We start from the raw sequence: 18,715 nt of genomic DNA, 5'->3' as shown, positions 1-18,715 counted from the left end.
GTCACCTTCTACTTCCTCTCACTTATTTATTCGAAAAAGAAAAGGAAAAAGCTCTATTTCTAGAACTTTTTTTAATGTGTCGAAGAATAAAAGTAAGATGCAGCACCAATCAAGTTACTTTCATTGTGGAAGCGAGCCGCTTGAATGGGCAAAGCTTCAAATTGTTTATGCCCTTTTTGAGAGAGTAGGTCATGGTATTGTCGACTGATCTCATCGATCAGTAGTGGTTGACTACTAATGCCCCCTCCAATCGTCACTTTTTCAAGCAAGAGCAAAGATTGAAGATTAAAAATCAGAATAGCAATATCATGGCAATACTCCTGAAACAAGGATGTTAGCTCCTCATGGCCTCCTTGATCAAGAGCTTTGAAAACAGCTATACCGTCTGTCTTTTCTTGGTTCAAGATGTGACTAGCCTTCTCAACAAATTGAACAGCTGAACCGGTGTTTTCCAAAAGATTGGAAATGCCTTGCAAAAAGAGTTCGCGATGAAAGCGGCGATTTTCTGGTGTTCTTTCTGCCTTATCAATAGACCGAATGTATTCTGTCAGTTGCCATCCTCTCAATAGGTCACCATTAGAAAGAAGAGCGAGACCTACTCCTGTCCCCAAGACCAAGGTCGCACCACATGGACAATCTTTTAGATTACCAAGCCTTGCTTCCGCTAGACCAGCGGCTTCTCCATCATTAAGAACAGTGACTGGCACTTGAAATGTTTGTTGCAATCTACTAGCTAGAGGAATTCCGCGTAAATATGGGATGAGACCACCTCGAAAGACAAAGCCAAGGCTCTTTTGGATCTCACCAGGGCATGAAATGGCGATTCCCTCGATTTCTTCCCGTACAGGAGCAACGATTTCTTCTAATCCTTGCCAAAAGTCCTCAATCGTAGATGGTGTTGGGATCTTGTCTGTACGGATCAATTGATAGTCTGCGTCCATCAGACCGTACTTTATAAAGGTCCCTCCGATATCGATGGTAAATAGCATAGCCTAATCCTCACACATTGATTTGACGGGTTCAAATGAACGTCGATGGATCGGAGTTACTCCCAACTTTTGGAGCCCAGCCAGATGCTTAGCTGTTCCGTAGCCAGCGTTCTGCGCAAAATCATACCCCGGATATTCTCGATCAAACTCTTCCATCATTTGATCCCGAGTCACCTTAGCTACAATAGAGGCAGCAGCAATGGATAAGGAATTAGCATCTCCTTTGATGATACTAGTTTGGGGAATAGAAAGATCCAACTTCATGGCATCAATCAAAAGATGCTGGGGTTGAGGATCTAGCTGACCAATGGCCTCCATCATGGCTAGTTTCGTAGCTTCATAGATATTGACCTGATCAATCACTTGGTTGTCCTTGACGCCGATGCCGATCGCAATAGCTTCTTGGAGCACAGCCTCATAGATTTCCTTGTGTTTGGATTTCGGAATCTTTTTACTATCGTTGAGCCCTGGAATCTTAGAGCCTTTGGGTAAGATCACAGCAGCTGCAACAACTGGTCCCGCTAATGGGCCACGTCCCACTTCATCCACTCCTGCAATGAGCTCAATTCCACGTGCATAGCATTCCTTTTCATAGGCCAGCATTCCTTCCAAGCGCTCATCTTCATCTAAACATTTTTGGATTTCTCTTTTTCGCTTTGCGATTGCTTGGATAACACCAGATCGGCTATCCTGTTCCAATTCAGCCAATAAAGGATCGTCTAACTGCTGAATGTCTGCTAATTGTTCTTTAATTTCCTTAATGGTTGCCATCAATTTCCCCTACGCGATCCAGCGTATACCGTCCTAATTTCCCATCGCGCACATCTTTAACAAAGAGTTGGTAAAAACGGTCGTAATCCTCGCGAAATCCCAATTTCTGAGTCATCTCCATAATAATTTCAGGAGCTTCATGCTCCAGGTCCATTTGTTTAAAACGCTCTTGTAAAACTGCTGGATAGTGCTCTTTAAAATAGTTAAGGCCAAAGATGGTCACTTCATCCATTGGAAGCAACTGATCCTTGATAGCTCCTGTTAAGGCCAGCTTTAAGGCCACTTCTTCATCTTCAAATTTGGGCCAAAGAATCCCAGGAGTGTCCAAGATTTCGAGATCCTTATTGGTTTTCAACCATTGTTGCCCCTTGGTCACCCCTGGTTTATTGCCAACAACAGCAATCTTTTTCCCTGCTAAGCGGTTCATAAGAGTGGACTTTCCAGCATTTGGAATCCCAATAATCATGGTTCGAAGGGTTTCAATCTGAATCCCACGTTCCTTTTGACGAGCAATTTTATCGGCCATCAAGCTCTTAGCAGCATCTGTGACCTTCTTAACCGTCGACTGCTCTTTGGAGTTGATCGCCAAGGTTTTGATGCCTTGCGATTCAAAATAGTCCTGCCACTCTTTTGTTGCCACAGGATCTGCTAGGTCTACCTTGTTCAGAATCATCAATTTAGGCTTTTCGCCAACAATTTTTGTTAACATGGGATTTTGGCTCGATAGGGGCAATCGAGCATCTACCAGAACCGTCACAAAATCCACGAATTTTAAATTTTCTTGTACTTGTCTTCTAGCTTTGGACATATGTCCAGGAAACCATTGAATAGTTGCCATAATCTCACTTCCTTTCCAGTTCAATCCCCTCTATTATACCATGTTTTCTTGAATTCTCAGTGATTAATAAAAACACTAAAAAGAAGCTACCGAAGTAACTTCTATTAGTATTCTAGCGAATTTGCTCAAAATGCAAATGCACGGCGATATGATCACCATAGCCACTCCGTTCCAAATCACGTTGCAAGCGATAAGAAATGTAGTGTTCTGCAATGGTAATATAACCAGCACCAAGTAAACGGTGCTCAACCATTGATTGGATCATGCTGATGGTTGCGCGTTCTACTTGTGCTTCATCCAAATCCATAGCAACTTTCTTGGTCACTTGAGCTAGGTTTTGTCGCAAATCATCTGTCAAAACATAGACAACTTGCGCAGCTTTCAAAATAGCTTGGTAAATTTTATCTGGGTTGAATTCAACCACTTCTCCACTACGTTTAATGACTTCCATCGGAGTCTCCTTTATGTTTAAATTTTCATGAATACTCCATTTCCCTTAGAAAGAAATGAAGACCTACTACTTTATTATATAATTTTTTTGCCAAGAATCAAAGCTCTTTTCAGGACTTAGAGTAGATGATTGGATGAAAAAATCTAACGATCACTTTTTTCCATGACCACATCTTCTTTTTTATAGCTGTAGGTCAATCTCCAAAGATTGTCAGAGACATGATCCAAACGGAAGGTCTTCAAAATCTTCTTCAGAGGTAACTTCTCCATCTCTACTTTTCTAATGAGTTCCACTAATAGTTCACCACCAGCATTGACAGCAATCAGCTGATCTTCGTCACTATCATATTGGAGAAGGATAGTTTTAGTCGGTTTATAGAGAACATTATAGAGATTATAGGCTCTATCAATTTCAAAATGTTTATCCTTATCAGCTTCTCTTGAGTAGCGGTGTATTGTAAGGGGACCAATTTGAAAAGCCCCTGCTAAACTAAAAATGAATCCTAAAGCTGCTATCGATTCCCAAAGAAGGTTGAGGAGCTTGGAATCGAAGTCAAATATGAAATGAAGGAGCAACAAAATAATTCCTGTACCAAATCCAATTAAAAGTAAGAGTGCACCGATGCATCCAGCTTTTTCGCCTGTTTTAATGGTCGGTTTATCATAGATTATCACACCATCTAACTTATCAAGGCTATGACGTTCTTTAAATTTTTCTAGTTCTGATTTTTCTGAATCCGTTTTTTCTAACTCTGACATACATTCCTCATGACAATTTTATTAATAATCCGGACGAAGAACTCCCGTAATGATTTCTTTGGTCGCGTGGTAATCCCCATCCACTACAACCTTGATAATGCGCTTCGCTTCCTCAGCAGGAGCTGGCACTAATGGTAAACGAGTTGGCCCTGCTTCAAAGCCCATATAGTTCAAGACTGCTTTGACAGGAGCTGGGCTTGGATAAGAGAAGAGAGCATTGACTTTAGGGATAAATTGACGTTGGATAGCCGCAGCCTTTTTAATATCGTTGTGTTCAATCGCTTGGAACATCTCATGCATTTCATCTCCATTTGTATGAGAAGCCACTGAGATCACTCCATCAGCTCCAAGGTTCATCGCATGGAAAGCATCTCCATCTTCCCCTGTATAGATGAGAAATTCTTCTGGCTTGTGTTCAATCAAATAGGCCATATTAGCAAGGGTTGTACACTCTTTGACCCCGATGATATTTGGGTGCTCTGCCAAACGAAGCATGGTTTCAGGTGTCATTTCTACTACCACGCGCCCTGGAATATTGTAGATAATAATCGGAAGATTAGATGCATCCGCAATCGCTTTAAAGTGTTGATACATTCCTTCTTGAGATGGTTTGTTGTAGTAAGGGACGATAGCCAATCCTGCCGCAAAGCCACCAAAAGCATCCACTTCTTTCACGAACTCAATTGAGTCGCGGGTTTCATTGGTTCCGACACCAGCGATCAAAGGAACTCGGCCATTGACAATCTTTTGAACGGCCGCAAAGAGTTGCAATTCCTCATCGTGGGTCAGAGTTGGACTTTCTGCAGTCGTTCCAGCTAAGAGAATCCCATCTGTATGATGTGCCAAGAGGTGCTCGATCAAGTCAGGAAGAGCGTCAAAATTAATGCTCCCATCTTCATGGAAGGGGGTGATAAATGCAGTGATGATTTTACAATCTTTTAAATCATTATAAGACATAGAAAAACCTTTCTCTATATAAGAAAGAGGCTGGGGCTTCCTTGCCTTTGCCTCATGATCTGTTCATAAAACAAGTTGATTCGTTAGAAAGCTGAGGAAGAAATCAAACTCTTCGAGTTGCAGATTTCTGAATCGTGACGCAGTGGTTGATTGGAACTACTCATGTTTGCAACATTCGTACTTCCTAATCAACTGTGCGGGGGAAAAACTACGAAATCAAACTCTTCGAGTTACTGATTTCTGTTTTTCTCCCTATTTCAATTCAAACTTCAATTCAGCTGTTGGACGTACGAGTCCACGTTCGTGAAGGGTTTCTGCGATTTGGACTGAGTTCCAAGCGGCACCTTTAAGAAGGTTATCTGAAACAACCCACATGTGGATCCCTTTTTCAGCATCCAAGTCTTTACGAATCCGTCCAACGAAAGTATCGCGTGAACCTACCGCATTAACCGCTTGTGGGTAAATTTGGTGAGCGACATCGTCTTCAAGGACGGCACCTGGGAAGGCAGCAATCGCAGCTTTCACTTCGTCAATTGGTGCCACTTCTTTTGTTTCGATGTAGACTGACTCTGAGTGAGCTGACAAGACTGGAATCCGCACACAAGTTGCTGAAACGGCAATGCTATCATCTTCCATGATTTTCTTGGTTTCATTTGTCATCTTCATTTCTTCGTATGTGTAGTAATTATCTGTGAAGACATCGATTTGTGGAAGAGCGTTGAAAGCAATTGGGTAATGTTTTTTATCACCACCACATGGCAAGATTTCCGCTTTGACATCGCGTGGGTTGACTCCGTCATTCAAGACTTCCTTCAACTCACGTTGGGTTTCAAGAATAGCTCCCATACCAGCACCTGAAACAGCTTGGTAAGTAGACACGATGATACGGTCCAAGCCCCATTTTTGACGGACTGGTTCAAGCGCTACCATCATTTGGATGGTTGAACAGTTTGGACAAGAGATGATTCCGTTGTGAGCATCAAGCGCATGTGCATTGACTTCAGGAACTACCAATGGGACATCCGGATTTTGACGGAAATAAGAAGTGTTATCAACCACTACTGCGCCTGCTTTCACCGCATAAGGTGCATATTTGGCAGATGTTGAACCACCAGCTGAGAAAAGAGCAATATCAACGCCTTCAAAAGCATCTTCAGTCGTTTCCTCAATGGTCACGTCTTGCCCTTTAAATTGCAAGACTTTTCCTGCAGAACGTGCTGACGCAAGGTAGCGAATTTTATCGATTGGAAGAGTAGATTCTTCCAACATTTTGATCATTTGAGCACCAACGGCACCTGTAGCACCGACAACAGCAACTGTGTATCCCATAGTAAATCCTCTTTCAAAATTTTCTAAAAATTGAGTATTTGTACTATTATACAATTTTTTGGCATAAATGAAAAGTACCAACAGTAGGAAAAAATCCTGATTCTAAGACCAGGATTTTTAATGGTTATTTATCATAAAAGCTCTTTAATTCAGGTCATAGTTCAAATCACTTAAATCTTTCTTACCTTGTGTTTCTTCAGCAAGAAATGGAACTTGATGGATCCCCTTTACACCTGCTACGATAGACGCTGGAAAGGAAACAATTTCTTGATTGATGTGGCTGACATTACTGTTAACAATTCGCTTCGCTGCAGCAAGATCTTCATTTTCGTCAGAAATTTCCTTTTGTAGGGCCAAGAATTGGTTAGAAGACAAGAGCTCTGGATAGTTTTCACCCACTGCACGAATTTGTGCCAAGACATCATTTTGATTGGTAATGACTTGGTTAGATTCTTGGATAGATGCTCCTTGACGTAAAGCAACTAAATCAGTGAAAATCTGTTGTTCATGTTTGGCATAGGCTTTGGCTACTTTTAGCATTTCCGAAATGGTATCATAGCGTTTTACGAGAACGATATCGACCGTTCTCTTTGATTCTTCAATGGTCACTAGATAGCGATTGAGACGATTTCCTACACTAATAAACCAAATAGCCAATAGGGCAACAAATATGATTAAGCCGATAATGAGATTCATGATGCTTCTCCTTCAAAAATTGCTGTTATTTCTTTAATTAAAGCTAGTTCTCTGCATAATTTATGATATTCAGATACCAAAGATAGTTGATCAATATCTTCTGGTTTTTGGGGCGTCGGAAAGATATAGCGATCGGTATACAAAGAAATAAATAGTTTCTTGTCTTTCAAAAAAACACACATGGCATTTTGAGAAATTTGTCGATCAAACCATTCCAACATCTTAGGGGTGAGAAATTTACGGGCAGACAATTCATCCGTGCAGTAGATATTGTAATTTTCGTTATTGCGAATATCCTCGGTTTCAATCTGCACTTCATCCCCTCTGGCTCCAGGATAAACCCCATTCACCTCCCTCTTAAAAAGAAAGGATTTCTTGGTCGGAACCACCCGAAGATGACCCGAGAAATTGATCGGTAGACATAAAGAGAACACTTGTCCAAGGAAATCTGTAACTTCCACATGTTCCGTCCTCGTATGACCATTAGATGTCCGGTAACGAGTCTCTGTATGATGGGCATAGAGATTTGACACCGTCAGCTCTTTGTCATCATGAAATGATAGCTCTTTGAAACACAGAAAATCAGTCGACCGAGGACATAAATGCGAGAGAGCTTCAGAAGGGATGGAACCGTCCTCTTTGATCGAAGCCTTAGGAAAAACTTCCTTTAATACAGGCGACAAGATATCATCAAGATAGATTTCATCGTTCGAACGAATTCGATCCCCAAACAAGGTTTTTCTTTTTTTATATTGTGGCCAATAATACAAACCAACCACTAAAAGGATCAAAGGAATAGCTGCAAAACGCAATAAAATGAGAGACAGTATGGCGCAAATAATACCAAAAGATCGCAAAACATTCCACTGAAGATTGTTCTTCATCTGTTCTCGGATCAATCCGATGGCATCCTGAAATTGTTTGGAGTTTTCAAGCTCTTCAATTTTCTGCGAATAGTCTGTAGATGCTGAATCATTAGAATGATAGAAATCTCCCAATCAACTCCACTCCTTTCTGACACAAGGCACTTTACTATATTATAACACCAACATAACTTTGTAGCAACTGTATTATAATAGTTTTCAGTTCTTTGAAGACACAAAAAAATCCTGATCCGAAGACCAGGATTTGAGGCACCTTTCGGTGAGAACAGCAGGTTCACACAACTGTTCAAGGTCCGCTCCTGCGTTACAATTGAATGTAGACCTCCTCAGCGCAAAAGACTCCAAAGGAGCCAATCGACTCATCGCATAAATCTAGTTTACCATGAACATCCACAAACTGTCAAGAAGGTAAGTACTTGCTTCCTTCCCGAATGCTTAAAGGTGACAATTGATCTCGATAGTGGTCGATAAAGGCCCCTACCCAATCCGGATTAACCTTGGAATAATTGCGTAAACTCCAGCCGATTGCCTTATTTATAAAGAACTCGCTTTGACCTAGATTATTGAGGATCACTTTTTCTAACAAATCCATATCTGTTTTTTCTTTCCTCATAAGCTGGTGATCAATGGCAATCCGCCTCAACCAAAAGTCCTGATCCTTACTCCAATCCAGCATAACCTGCTTGGTTTCTGGATAGTGAAAAGTAATCTCTCCGATGATAAGGTCCAATTGATCTATACTGTCCCACCATGATTTGGTTTGAGCCAATTCCTTTAGCTTTGGAAAATCTTCAGGTCTAAGTTCCTTCTTCTTTTTATCCAGATAATCCATAGCAATATATTGGAACTCACGGTACGGTTGCTACCAACACTCTTCCACAAAAGCCCAACCAATTGGATCCTTTATGAAAGGCTTAAAAAAATCTCTTTCAATTTTTTTGAGAATTGGTTTTTGAACGCCAAGAAAGCTGAATTTATTTTTCATATAAGCTTCCATTGCTGGGACTTTTTCAGGAACTGTTGCTGCATCTAAAATGGGAATTAAGTCTTCAATCTTCATCTTCTTCCTCACATTTCAAGAGTGTTACCGGCCCTTCGATTGTCTTTTGCATCCATAAGATATCGTGCCATTTGTTGAACTTATAGCCAATCTTTGGGAAATGAGCGACTTGAACATAGCCCCGCTTTTCATGCATGGAGATGCTGGCTTCGTTAGGGACTGCAATGCAGGCCAGAAAACGTAAGTAACCTCGTGCTTGTAACTCTTCTTCTAAGGCATTATAAAGGGCTGATCCAATCCCTTGTCCACGCGCTTCTTTTGCTACATAAATAGACAATTCAGTGGTCCAATCATAGGCAGCGCGTGCATAATAGGTCGAGGCATAGGCATACCCCACAACTTTCCCATCCACTTCTGCGACCAAATAAGGAAATTGGGTCAGCGTTTTTGTGATGCGGCTTTCAAACTCCTGGACAGTCGGTACATCAACCTCAAAGGTAATGGCTGTCTCTGTTACATAAGGTTGGTAAATCGCTCGGATAGCTGCTGCATCGCTGAGCTGAACGGGTCGAATCATCATGGAGGCCTCCTCATTAGATTATACCTAGTATACCGATATGCCTCCTCACTGTCAATGAAAGTCTAGCAGCAAGCAAAAAATCCTGGAATTATATCCAGGATTTCCATCCTTCTTAAACTGTTTGACTTAACCCCATCATCCGATAAAGGAATAAAGCACTCGGAGCTTTCAAAAAGCTCTTTTGCTTGGAATTTGTTGCTTTTAAGACATAGTTAGGTTTGACTGTTTTAGTGACTGTCTTTGCTTGTTTAAGATTCAGACCGGTTTGTTTTTTAGACGGTTGAACTTTCGATGGTTGATGGGGGACTTTCACGGCACTTACTTGAAGTGGTTCTTCTTTCACTTTCAAGGCTTGTCCAACTGATTTTGAAGCAGGAGCAGATAATCCTGCTTGAGCTGGACGAGAGAGTTGACTCATGGTTTGATTGTTCCTGACTTCGACATGGTTTAGGATGCCACCGTTTGGATTGAGGTGATCGGTCACACCTGTATCAAATGGCGCTACAAATACATTGTCCTCAATGGTGATATTTTTAATATCTCCATAGCGCGTTTCAACATCAATCGATCCACGATGCTTGTTGTAGATATCACTCTTCGTTCCTGTACGCTCCAAGAGATTGTGGTGAACCCGAATTCCTTCTTCATTCAGATCAAAGTTATGGCCTTTAAAGACAGTCGTCAAGCGAATTCCGGCATCACCGATATTGTCTTTAATCCGATTGTAGGCGATCTCATGGCCTTTTCCACCAAAGATCCCAACACCACCAGCACGCCAACCAAGTTCAATCGTATTGTGCAAGAATTTATTGTTTTCTGCTACTGCTGATTCTGTTCCATCCGCAATACTTGACCAGCTGGCTAGTCCGTCATCTCCATTCCCACGGATACTAGAATTGCGGACAATCGAATTCTTAGTCCCTTGGGCAAAGTTGACTCCGTCAGCCAGGTTATTGCGCAAACGGACATTTTCTACTACTAGACCATCTGTGTACTTCATATCATTTTTTCCAGCATAATCGCCAATCCACATGCCGACTTCAAAATGTTCGGCCCAAATATCGTGAATATGAGAGTTCTTCCCTGGCGTTCCAGAAATGGCCTTGTACTGAGCATTTTCACCATAGCGTGAACGAAGGTTGGAGGACAGATAGACATCGCTAAATTCAACATGGTTGTCTTGGTGAAGGAAGTCAAATCCACCGCCACCAGCTTGGTCACTAGTAAAATGCAGTTGGGTATGCCAGATACCAGCCCCTGAAATCTTCATATCAGAAGCATCGATACCGACTTTTCGATTGAGATTAAATCGCCCAGCTGGGATATAGACATTCTTTCCGGTTTGTTTAGCTTCATAAATCGCATCATAGAGGGCCTTGTTGTCATCAGTATCGTCGTTTGGCGTAGCTCCTTTAGAAACAATATTGATAGCATTGTCCCCTTGAGCAATCGGGTCTGGAGCTTGCTCGAATTCCACAAAGTCAAGGCCATAATGGACGTCGTCTGACTTGTTTTTCACCAGTGAAACCACATCTCCTTTTTGAAGCTGAACTCCTGGAAGTAGGCTGTGTACTTCATCAAATTGGAACCGAGCGAGTGTATCCGCCTGGGAACTATCGTGTACACCTTTGTCATTCAAGTACTGCCAGTTAGACGTAGATGAAAGATCCAATTGTTGAACACTGTGACCATTCACCTGTACATCAAGTTGTCCACTGGCACCATCTGGTACTGTATAGCGTACAGTTAAGGCATTGGCTGGTTCATTGACCTTAAAGGAAACACCATCTCCTTTTTCTTTTAAAGCGACATAAGTCTGATCAGAAGCTTCAATAGCTGTTGAGTGACTATCTTGAGACTGCTCTACCTCTGCCTTTCCAAGGAGGTTCCCTTTGTCTGCCTCATAACGGATGTAAGGCATAGATGCTCCATATTGGCTGGTATCTACTTGAGAGCTTGCGGGATCAGAGGTTGTCGCTTCTTGCCCTTGTGTTTGGACTTGGGCCTGCTCTCCAGCTTGATCAGCTGCCACAGATTGTCCAGTTAAAAAACAAGCCCCCATGATCGCAATCACGACAGAAAAGACTCCAAGCTTAGACTTACGAATGCCAAAAATGATATCTTTGTTTAAATGATTCATCACACATTTCTCCTTTTATTTTTTACAACGATTCTATCCTAATAAAAATTATCATGACAAACAAGGTGAATTGTGTGAATATTCTGTATCAATTTGTTGCAGAAATGTTAACCTTTTTATGTAGTAATAAAAGTGAGTAAGAAAAAAGAGGCTGAGAATGCTTTCTCAAACCTCTTTCGATGACACAAGCTTATTCCGCTTTTTTATTTGAAAATTGGCTATTGTAGAGCTCATAGTAGAATCCTTTATCTGCTAACAAGGATTGGTGATTTCCTTGCTCGATGATTTGGCCATCTTTGAGGACAAGGATTTTATCTGCTTCTTGAATGGTAGACAGGCGGTGAGCAATAACAAAGCTAGTCCGGCCTTTCATCAAATTCTTCATCGCTTTTTGAATCAAGAGCTCTAAACGCGTATCGACAGAAGACGTCGCTTCATCCAAAATCAAGATTTTAGGATCCGCTAGGAGCGCACGCGCAATGGTTAGGAGTTGCTTTTGCCCTAGAGAAATATTGCTAGACTCCTGGTTCATTTCCATATTGTAACCACCAGGGAGTGTCCGGATAAAGTGATCGACATTGGCTGCCTTTGCAGCTTCCACAATTTCTTCATCCGTTGCCTCGAGATTACCAAAGCGAAGGTTTTCTTTAATGGTTCCTTCATATAACCAAGCATCCTGAAGCACCATTCCAAATTGCTTGCGGTAATCTTGGCGAGATAGATGACGAATATCATGACCATCCACCGTAATCGATCCTGCAGTCACATCGTAAAAGCGCATCAGCAAATTAATCAGGGTTGTTTTCCCTGCTCCGGTTGGTCCGACAATGGCCACCATTTCACCTGGTTTGACTTCTAGGTTGAAATCACGAATCAAGGGTTTGTCCGCTACATATTGGAAATCCACGTTTTTAAAGCTGACTTGCCCTGTCAAATCTCCAGAGAGGGTTTCTGTCACATCTGCTACTTCATCTGGCTCATCCATGACTTGGAAAATCCGGTCTAGAGACGACTTAGCACTTTGTAGCTGACCTGCCAATTGGGTCAAGTTTTGAATCGGTTGGTTGATCTGCCAAACATATTGAACGAAGGCCTGCATATTCCCGACAGTCAAACGACCTGCTATCACTTGCAAGCCACCAAACAAAGCGATAATGAGATAAGTCAAATCTGAAATCCCATTTAAAATCGGCATCATTAAGCCAGAAATGAAATTAGCCTTGAACCCTACTTTTTGAAGGTGATGGGTAATATCATGAAATTCTTCCTGAGAAGATTTTTCCCGAACGTAGAGCTTAAGGACGTTAAAGCCTGTTAAATTTTCTTGCACAAAGCCGTTCATTGCCCCCAAAACATCTGCCTGCTCTTTAAAGTAAGGCTGAGATTTTTTCATGATAAATCGAGCACTGAAATAAGTGATCGGAATGGACAAAATGACCACTAGCCCCAGTTGGATGTTTAAGTATAATACCATGCTGATGACAAAAAGCAAGGTAAAGATCGCGTTAACAATTTGTAAGAAGGACTGTTGCAAGGCATTCGAGACGGTTTCGACATCACTAGTAAAACGTCCCAGCAAATCTCCGAACTGATGCCGGTCAAAATAAGAAACAGGAATGTGGTTGATTTTATGAGACAAATCATTTCGCATGTCCTGAACGGTCTTTTGAACAGCATTGGTCATGAAATAGTTGGAATAATAAGATCCCAACTCATAGAGGACCCCACGGAATAGATAGAGCGTCATAATGATCGCGATATAGGAGGTATTAAGACCAGCTCCCGCAAGACCTTTTGCCATATCCATGAGATTTTTTGTCAACTCCGTAATGGCAAGCCCCAAAACAAAGGGTTCGATAACACTCATGACGACACTCAGGATTTTTAAGAAAATGGACAAGCAAACTTCCAAGCGATAGGCTCTCAAGTAAGTCCATAGTCTAGAAAAACTGTTTTGTTCTTGTTTCATCTGCTTCTCCTTTCTATTCCTCTGTTAATGATGGACTATCGAGCTGCGAATTGGCAATTTCACGATAGATCTCATTGCTTTTCATCAATTCATCGTGGGTTCCTCGACCGACGATCTCCCCTTGGTCCAAGACAATAATTTGATCCGCATCCATAATGGTTCCCACACGTTGCGCTACGATCAAGACGGTCGCATCTCCTGTAACTTCTTTGAGACGCTTCCGCAAAGTGGCATCCGTCTTGTAGTCTAGGGCAGAGAAGGAATCATCAAAAATAAAGACATCTGGATCTTTGACAACAGCACGAGCGATGGATAAGCGTTGTTTTTGACCACCCGAAAGGTTGCTACCACCTTCTGCTAAATGCGTGTCGAAGCGTTCCTCACGGCTGTCGATAAATTCCTTGGCTTGGGAAATATCAGCCGCTTGTTCTAATTCTTCGACAGATGCATCTTCTTTCCCATAACGAAGGTTTTCAGCAATGGTTCCTGTAAAGAGCAAGGCCTTTTGTGGAATAAAACCAATCTTTTGGCGAAGGGCTTTCAGATTGTAGTCGCGAACATCCACACCATCGACCAAAATTTTCCCTAGGGTGACATCATAGAATCGAGGAATTAACTGTACTAGCGAAGATTTCCCAGAACCCGTCGAGCCGATAAAGGCAATTGTTTCACCAGGTTTGGCCTGAAAGGAAATGTTGTGAAGAACTGGACTCTCCGTCTCACCTGGATAAGCAAAGGTGACATTGTCAAATTCCAAATAGCCACGAGATGCTGTCTCTGTGACACCATTCTCATTCGGATCAATCGAAATGGGCATGTCCATGATTTCCTTGAGTCGACGGCTAGAAACCGCAGTCCGAGGATACATAGTAAAGAGATTGGCTAAAAAGAGGAAAGATAAGAGCGCGTGGAAGCTATACTCAATAAAGGCAACCAAATCTCCAATTTTCAAACTACCGTCATGAAGAGGATCCAAGGCAAACCAGACAATCGCTACAATCATCGCAATGATGATCTGCACAAACAGGGGTTCTGTCAAACCAGTTAGTTTGAACAATTTATTCGAGTTTTCCGCATAGACTTCATTTTCAGCTGCAAATTTATCCTCTTGGAATTCTTCGCGGGCAAAGGCACGAATCACTCGGAGACCTGTCAAATTTTCACGCGCAAACTGATTGAGATGGTCAAGGGTCTTTTGTTGCTTCTCAGAAAGTGGACGTGTCTTGACTGCTACATACCAGACAACGACGGCAAGAAAGGGTACAGATACTGCTACAATCCATGCTAGAGAAGGACTGGTTGTCAGAATCAAGAGAACGCTGGAAACCATCATCAAGGGTGTGATGACGCCCATCTTCAACATAGAATCCGCAAACTGCATCAAAACAAATGCGTCCGAAGTCAAGCGAGTGACCAATGACGATACCCCAATTTGCTCATACTCACGATGCGAGTACTCCTGTAACTTGGCATAGAGGTCATTGCGCATATCGCGCACCATGGTCGTCGTTAGCTGGCCAACCGCGTAAGATAAGATAATTCGACCCACAATCCCTAGCAAAATAATCGCAAACATGACCCAGCCCCAGAAATAAAGCCTATCCACATCACGTGGGTTAATCCCCTCATCAATCATGCGAGCCAAAATCGTTGGCAAACCTAAATTGACAATGACAAAAAGGACGGCCGAAAATAGATTCAGGGCTAGCCACTTGGGATACTTTTTCAAGTAAGACCAAATATATTGCATAGATGATTCTCCTTTTCCATAAATAATTTCCTTGATCACACAGAAAAGAGGGAGCGAGACGAAATCATTTTCAAAGAAAATCATTCCTGCCCCAGTCCCATCTGTAGTCTCATTCATTATACCAAACCAGCCATGAAAGTAAAGCAAAAGAGCAGGTTTCCCCGCTCTTCAGTCGCTTTATTTTGTGCGCTTGAGTTTTGCATTTTTAAGAATAAGAAGGTTCGCTTGGTCGCTAGAACTTAATTTAGATAAATCAAATGTCAATTCATCACCTTTGATGTTGTATTTCAACTCCATATCACCATAAGAACGTTTTAATGATTTTTCCTTTTGATCAACTTTTAAATCTAATTTTATTGGTACTTCATTACCAGCTACCTTCTGAATAATTTTTAATTCCCCTTTTGAATCTTTAATAGTCAATTCAATGGTAACTTTCGCATCTTTCAACACTTCAGATTCAGAATCTTGTCCCAATAACTGATTAATATTCGTTTCCATTTTGTAGGTCCCGTTATCACTTTTGGCACCGCAAGCTACTAACAGAAAAACTGCAAAAATAGCAACAAAACCTAAAACAAGTCGTTTAATATTTTTCATAATCAATCTCCTAATTACTTTATAATCAGATTTTACCATTATTTTAATACTAATTCAAGATATTCTAAAAAGAAAAAAAGCAGGTTTCCCCGCTCTTCAGTCGCTTTATTTTGTGCGCTTGAGTTTAGCGTTTTTGAGAATCATAAGATCCCCTTGGTTGCTATTACTTAACTTAGAAAGATCAAATGTCAAATAGTCACCATCGACCTTGTATGTAATTTTTTCTCCACTACCATCTTTTGATGCAATTGTTTTCTCTTTTTGATCGATTTTGACTTCATAAGATCGCTCATTCTTTTGACCAGCGACTTCACCCGCGATGCTGAAGGTTCCTTTTGAATCTTTGATCTTAATAGAAACTTCAAAATTAATAACGTCTCCAATAGACTCTAATTGACTACCTGATAAGCCTTGCTCCTCAAGAATTTTCTTGAGTTCAGTTTTTGATGGTTTGTAGACATAAGTCCCATTATCACTTTTGGCACCACATGCCACCAAGAGGACTGCTGCAAAAACTGCAACGAAAGCTAAAAGAATACGTTTAATATTTTTCATAATTCATCTCCTAATGTACTTTATAATCAGATTTTACCATTATTTTAATACCTATTCAAGATATTATAAAGAAGAAAAAGAGCAGATACTCTCTGCCCTTCTCTTGTATTATTTTGTGCGCTTGAATTTAGCGTTTTTGAACATTTCCAAAGCTGCTGCGTGATCTGAACTTTCCTCTCCAGATAAATCAAAAGTGAATACATCGCCAGAAACTTTGTATTTAACCTTTTCACCTTCACCTGTTTTTGATTGAAGAGTTTTCTTTTGTTGGTCAACTTTCATATCAAATGATTGGTCTGTTTTTTGTCCCATCATTTCACCTTTAATTTTAAGGCTACCTTTTTTGTCTTTAATGGTTACTGAAACTTCCAATTTAACATTGTCGATCAATGCATCTACGCTTGAACTTGGAGCACCTTGTTCTTCAAGGATCTCCTTCACTTCAGATTTTGTAGGTTTATAGACATAAGTCCCATTATCACTTTTGGCACCACATCCCACCAAAAGAACTACTGCAAAAACAGCTACTACAGCCAAAAGAATACGTTTAAAGTTTTTCATAACTTCTCCTTTTTAGTTAGATTAAACCTATTATAACAACAATTTCAATGCACTGCAATGAAAGATTATAAATGTCATATTCTTGTAATATTTCTTTCATAAACAAAGAAAAATAAAAAGGCAGGATATAAATCCCGCCCTGATGGATTATTTAACCTTTTTGAACTTAGCAATTTTCATATAGTTATTAAACATGTCTGTGTCACCCATTAACGAATTCTTCACATCCTTAATCGTTAACACATTTCCTGAAACTTGATAAGTAATTTCCGCTTTCCCATACTCATTTTCTGAGACAAGAGTTTTAGCTTTTTGGTCTACTTCCAACTCAATCACTTGATTAACATTTTGACCACCTGCATTCGTGTCTACTTTCATCTCACCTTTCTTATCCTTAATTGTAATAGAAATAGTGAATGAGTAATTATCACCTATCAAAGATTGAAATTCACTTGGCATAATTTCTTTGATTTCATCTTTAGTAGGCTCAAACACGTAAGTCCCATTATCGCTTTTAGCGCCACAGGCTACCAAAAGGACGGCTGCAAAGACAGCTACAACAGCTAACAAAAGACGTTTAAAATTTTTCATCATCTTCTCCATTATGATATGATTTATAGCCATTATAGCAACAAATTAGCAACATCTCAAGGGAATATAGCAAATGTAAAATCATTGTAACATCATTAAAACTGCACTATTTAGTAGGTTTAGAGAAAATAAAGAGAGCTACACATGTTAGCTTTATAAAAGCCCTCTATTCACATTCTATTATCATTATTTTCAACGACAAAAAAAACCGAGGCCTAAACCTCGGTTTTGATTTTGATTGGAAACTCTATTATTTAAGAGTAACTGAAGCTCCAGCTTCTTCCAATTTAGCTTTGATTTCTTCAGCTTCAGCTGTAGCAACACCTTCTTTGATAACGCCAGGTGCACCATCAACAAGTTCTTTAGCTTCTTTAAGACCAAGACCAGTGATTTCACGTACAACTTTGATAACGCCGACTTTCTTGTCGCCTGCAGATGTCAATTCGATATCGAATGAATCTTTAGCAGCACCAGCGTCAGCAGCACCAGCTGCAGCAACAGCTACAGGAGCAGCTGCAGTTACACCAAATTCTTCTTCGATAGCTTTTACAAGGTCGTTCAATTCAAGGATTGAAGCTTCTTTAATTTCAGCAATAATGTTTTCAATGTTCAATGCCATTGTTATTTCCTCCAAATAAGTTTTAATTTTATGTTTTATTTTTTTGTAGCTAGGCTACGCTGCGTAGCTTAAGATTAAGCTGCGTCTTCTTTGTTGTCTGCAACCGCTTTGACTGCAAGAGCAACGTTGCGCACTGGCGCTTGAAGTACAGAAAGGAGCATAGAAAGAAGTCCTTCGCGGTTTGGAAGAGTTGCAAGTGCAAGAATCTCTTCTTTAGATGCGACAGCGCCTTCGATTGCACCACCTTTGATTTCAAGTGCTTCAGCGTCTTTTGCAAAATCGTTCAAGATTTTCGCAGGTGCGATAACATCTTCGTTAGAAAATGCTACTGCAGAAGGTCCAACGAATACAGATGCAAGATCTTCAAGACCAGCTTTTTCAGCTGCACGACGCAAGATTGAGTTTTTGATAACTTTAAACTCAACTTCGCTTCCGCGAAGGTTGCGACGGAGAACTGTATCTTGCTCAACTGTCAAACCGCGAGAATCTACAACGACGATTGATGCAGCAGCTTTCATTTTTTCAGCTACCACGTCAACAAGTTCCGCTTTTTTAGCAATAATTGCTTCACTCATTAGTGTGTTCACCTCCGTAATTATTTTGCTTGGGGAATTTTTCAAAAAGAAAAACGCGCCCAAACCTAGACACGAAAGTACAATACGCTTCTTTTAATTGAT

At 40.8% G+C, this 18,715-nt stretch carries 18 protein-coding genes, 3 pseudogenes and 1 other annotated feature (1 of these 22 running past the window's edge); all 21 genes and pseudogenes read right to left on the bottom strand.

The features are described 5' to 3' along the window. Window positions 1-71 precede the first annotated feature (71 nt). Complete coding sequence (locus K1I56_RS00680) at window positions 72-989, bottom strand: ROK family protein (protein ID WP_223324683.1); 918 nt, start codon at window positions 987-989, stop codon at window positions 72-74. 3 nt (window positions 990-992) lie between these two features. Continuing rightward, on the bottom strand, window positions 993-1,760 hold the full coding sequence (locus tag K1I56_RS00675) for a ribonuclease HII (protein ID WP_070665753.1): 768 nt from the start codon (window positions 1,758-1,760) through the stop codon (window positions 993-995). Continuing rightward, window positions 1,747-2,598, bottom strand: coding sequence for a ribosome biogenesis GTPase YlqF (gene ylqF, locus K1I56_RS00670; protein ID WP_070665750.1), 852 nt, complete (start codon window positions 2,596-2,598; stop codon window positions 1,747-1,749). Before ylqF ends, K1I56_RS00675 begins: the two co-directional genes overlap by 14 nt. Window positions 2,599-2,710: 112 nt before the next feature. Further along, entirely contained in the window at window positions 2,711-3,049 is a 339-nt protein-coding gene (locus K1I56_RS00665) for an ATP cone domain-containing protein (RefSeq protein WP_049514815.1), read from the bottom strand. Between the two features lie 143 nt (window positions 3,050-3,192). Continuing rightward, a complete protein-coding gene (locus tag K1I56_RS00660) occupies window positions 3,193-3,807 on the bottom strand; it encodes a hypothetical protein (RefSeq protein ID WP_070665747.1) in 615 nt (204 codons plus the stop codon). A 21-nt stretch (window positions 3,808-3,828) separates the two neighbouring features. Further along, a complete protein-coding gene (gene dapA / locus K1I56_RS00655; protein WP_195423255.1) occupies window positions 3,829-4,764 on the bottom strand; it encodes a 4-hydroxy-tetrahydrodipicolinate synthase in 936 nt (311 codons plus the stop codon). Between the two features lie 252 nt (window positions 4,765-5,016). Continuing rightward, a complete protein-coding gene (locus tag K1I56_RS00650; RefSeq protein ID WP_223324682.1) occupies window positions 5,017-6,093 on the bottom strand; it encodes an aspartate-semialdehyde dehydrogenase in 1,077 nt (358 codons plus the stop codon). 144 nt (window positions 6,094-6,237) lie between these two features. Then, window positions 6,238-6,789 carry a LemA family protein gene (locus K1I56_RS00645; protein ID WP_195423257.1) on the bottom strand — a complete coding sequence of 184 codons (552 nt, stop codon included), beginning with the start codon at window positions 6,787-6,789 and terminating at the stop codon, window positions 6,238-6,240. Continuing rightward, a complete protein-coding gene (locus K1I56_RS00640) occupies window positions 6,786-7,787 on the bottom strand; it encodes a DUF3137 domain-containing protein (RefSeq protein ID WP_155199049.1) in 1,002 nt (333 codons plus the stop codon). Before K1I56_RS00640 ends, K1I56_RS00645 begins: the two co-directional genes overlap by 4 nt. Window positions 7,788-8,073: 286 nt before the next feature. After that, window positions 8,074-8,733, bottom strand: a pseudogene (locus K1I56_RS00635) (DNA alkylation repair protein). Continuing rightward, window positions 8,723-9,253, bottom strand: coding sequence for a GNAT family N-acetyltransferase (locus tag K1I56_RS00630; protein WP_223324681.1), 531 nt, complete (start codon window positions 9,251-9,253; stop codon window positions 8,723-8,725). The pseudogene K1I56_RS00635 and the gene K1I56_RS00630 overlap by 11 nt, the downstream one beginning before the upstream one ends. A 367-nt stretch (window positions 9,254-9,620) precedes the next feature. Further along, window positions 9,621-11,291 (bottom strand): annotated as a pseudogene (locus K1I56_RS00625) (right-handed parallel beta-helix repeat-containing protein); the annotation flags it as partial. Window positions 11,292-11,312: 21 nt separating this feature from the next. Next, window positions 11,313-11,393: pseudogene (locus K1I56_RS00620) on the bottom strand (YSIRK-type signal peptide-containing protein); the annotation flags it as partial. 190 nt (window positions 11,394-11,583) lie between these two features. Further along, window positions 11,584-13,362 (bottom strand): ABC transporter ATP-binding protein, encoded by a 1,779-nt coding sequence (locus K1I56_RS00615; RefSeq protein ID WP_155199054.1) that lies wholly within the window; start codon window positions 13,360-13,362, stop codon window positions 11,584-11,586. 13 nt (window positions 13,363-13,375) lie between these two features. Next, a complete protein-coding gene (locus K1I56_RS00610) occupies window positions 13,376-15,112 on the bottom strand; it encodes an ABC transporter ATP-binding protein (protein WP_223324680.1) in 1,737 nt (578 codons plus the stop codon). Between the two features lie 177 nt (window positions 15,113-15,289). Further along, entirely contained in the window at window positions 15,290-15,712 is a 423-nt protein-coding gene (locus K1I56_RS00605) for a hypothetical protein (protein ID WP_223324679.1), read from the bottom strand. 105 nt (window positions 15,713-15,817) lie between these two features. Next, entirely contained in the window at window positions 15,818-16,267 is a 450-nt protein-coding gene (locus K1I56_RS00600; protein ID WP_223324678.1) for a hypothetical protein, read from the bottom strand. A 108-nt stretch (window positions 16,268-16,375) separates the two neighbouring features. Beyond that, window positions 16,376-16,828 carry a hypothetical protein gene (locus tag K1I56_RS00595; RefSeq protein ID WP_061455578.1) on the bottom strand — a complete coding sequence of 151 codons (453 nt, stop codon included), beginning with the start codon at window positions 16,826-16,828 and terminating at the stop codon, window positions 16,376-16,378. A gap of 147 nt (window positions 16,829-16,975) precedes the next feature. Then, on the bottom strand, window positions 16,976-17,419 hold the full coding sequence (locus tag K1I56_RS00590; RefSeq protein ID WP_223324677.1) for a hypothetical protein: 444 nt from the start codon (window positions 17,417-17,419) through the stop codon (window positions 16,976-16,978). A 250-nt stretch (window positions 17,420-17,669) separates the two neighbouring features. Continuing rightward, entirely contained in the window at window positions 17,670-18,038 is a 369-nt protein-coding gene (gene rplL / locus K1I56_RS00585) for a 50S ribosomal protein L7/L12 (protein ID WP_003016256.1), read from the bottom strand. Between the two features lie 74 nt (window positions 18,039-18,112). After that, window positions 18,113-18,613, bottom strand: coding sequence for a 50S ribosomal protein L10 (gene rplJ / locus K1I56_RS00580; RefSeq protein ID WP_003001722.1), 501 nt, complete (start codon window positions 18,611-18,613; stop codon window positions 18,113-18,115). 38 nt (window positions 18,614-18,651) lie between these two features. Continuing rightward, window positions 18,652-18,715: a sequence feature (ribosomal protein L10 leader region), on the bottom strand; it runs 71 nt beyond the window's last position.

Origin of the sequence: Streptococcus parasanguinis (assembly GCF_019929185.1) — a bacterium.
In the GTDB taxonomy this organism is placed as follows: Bacteria; Bacillota; Bacilli; order Lactobacillales; family Streptococcaceae; genus Streptococcus; species Streptococcus parasanguinis_O.
This window is presented reverse-complemented; position numbering and strand designations above follow the sequence as displayed.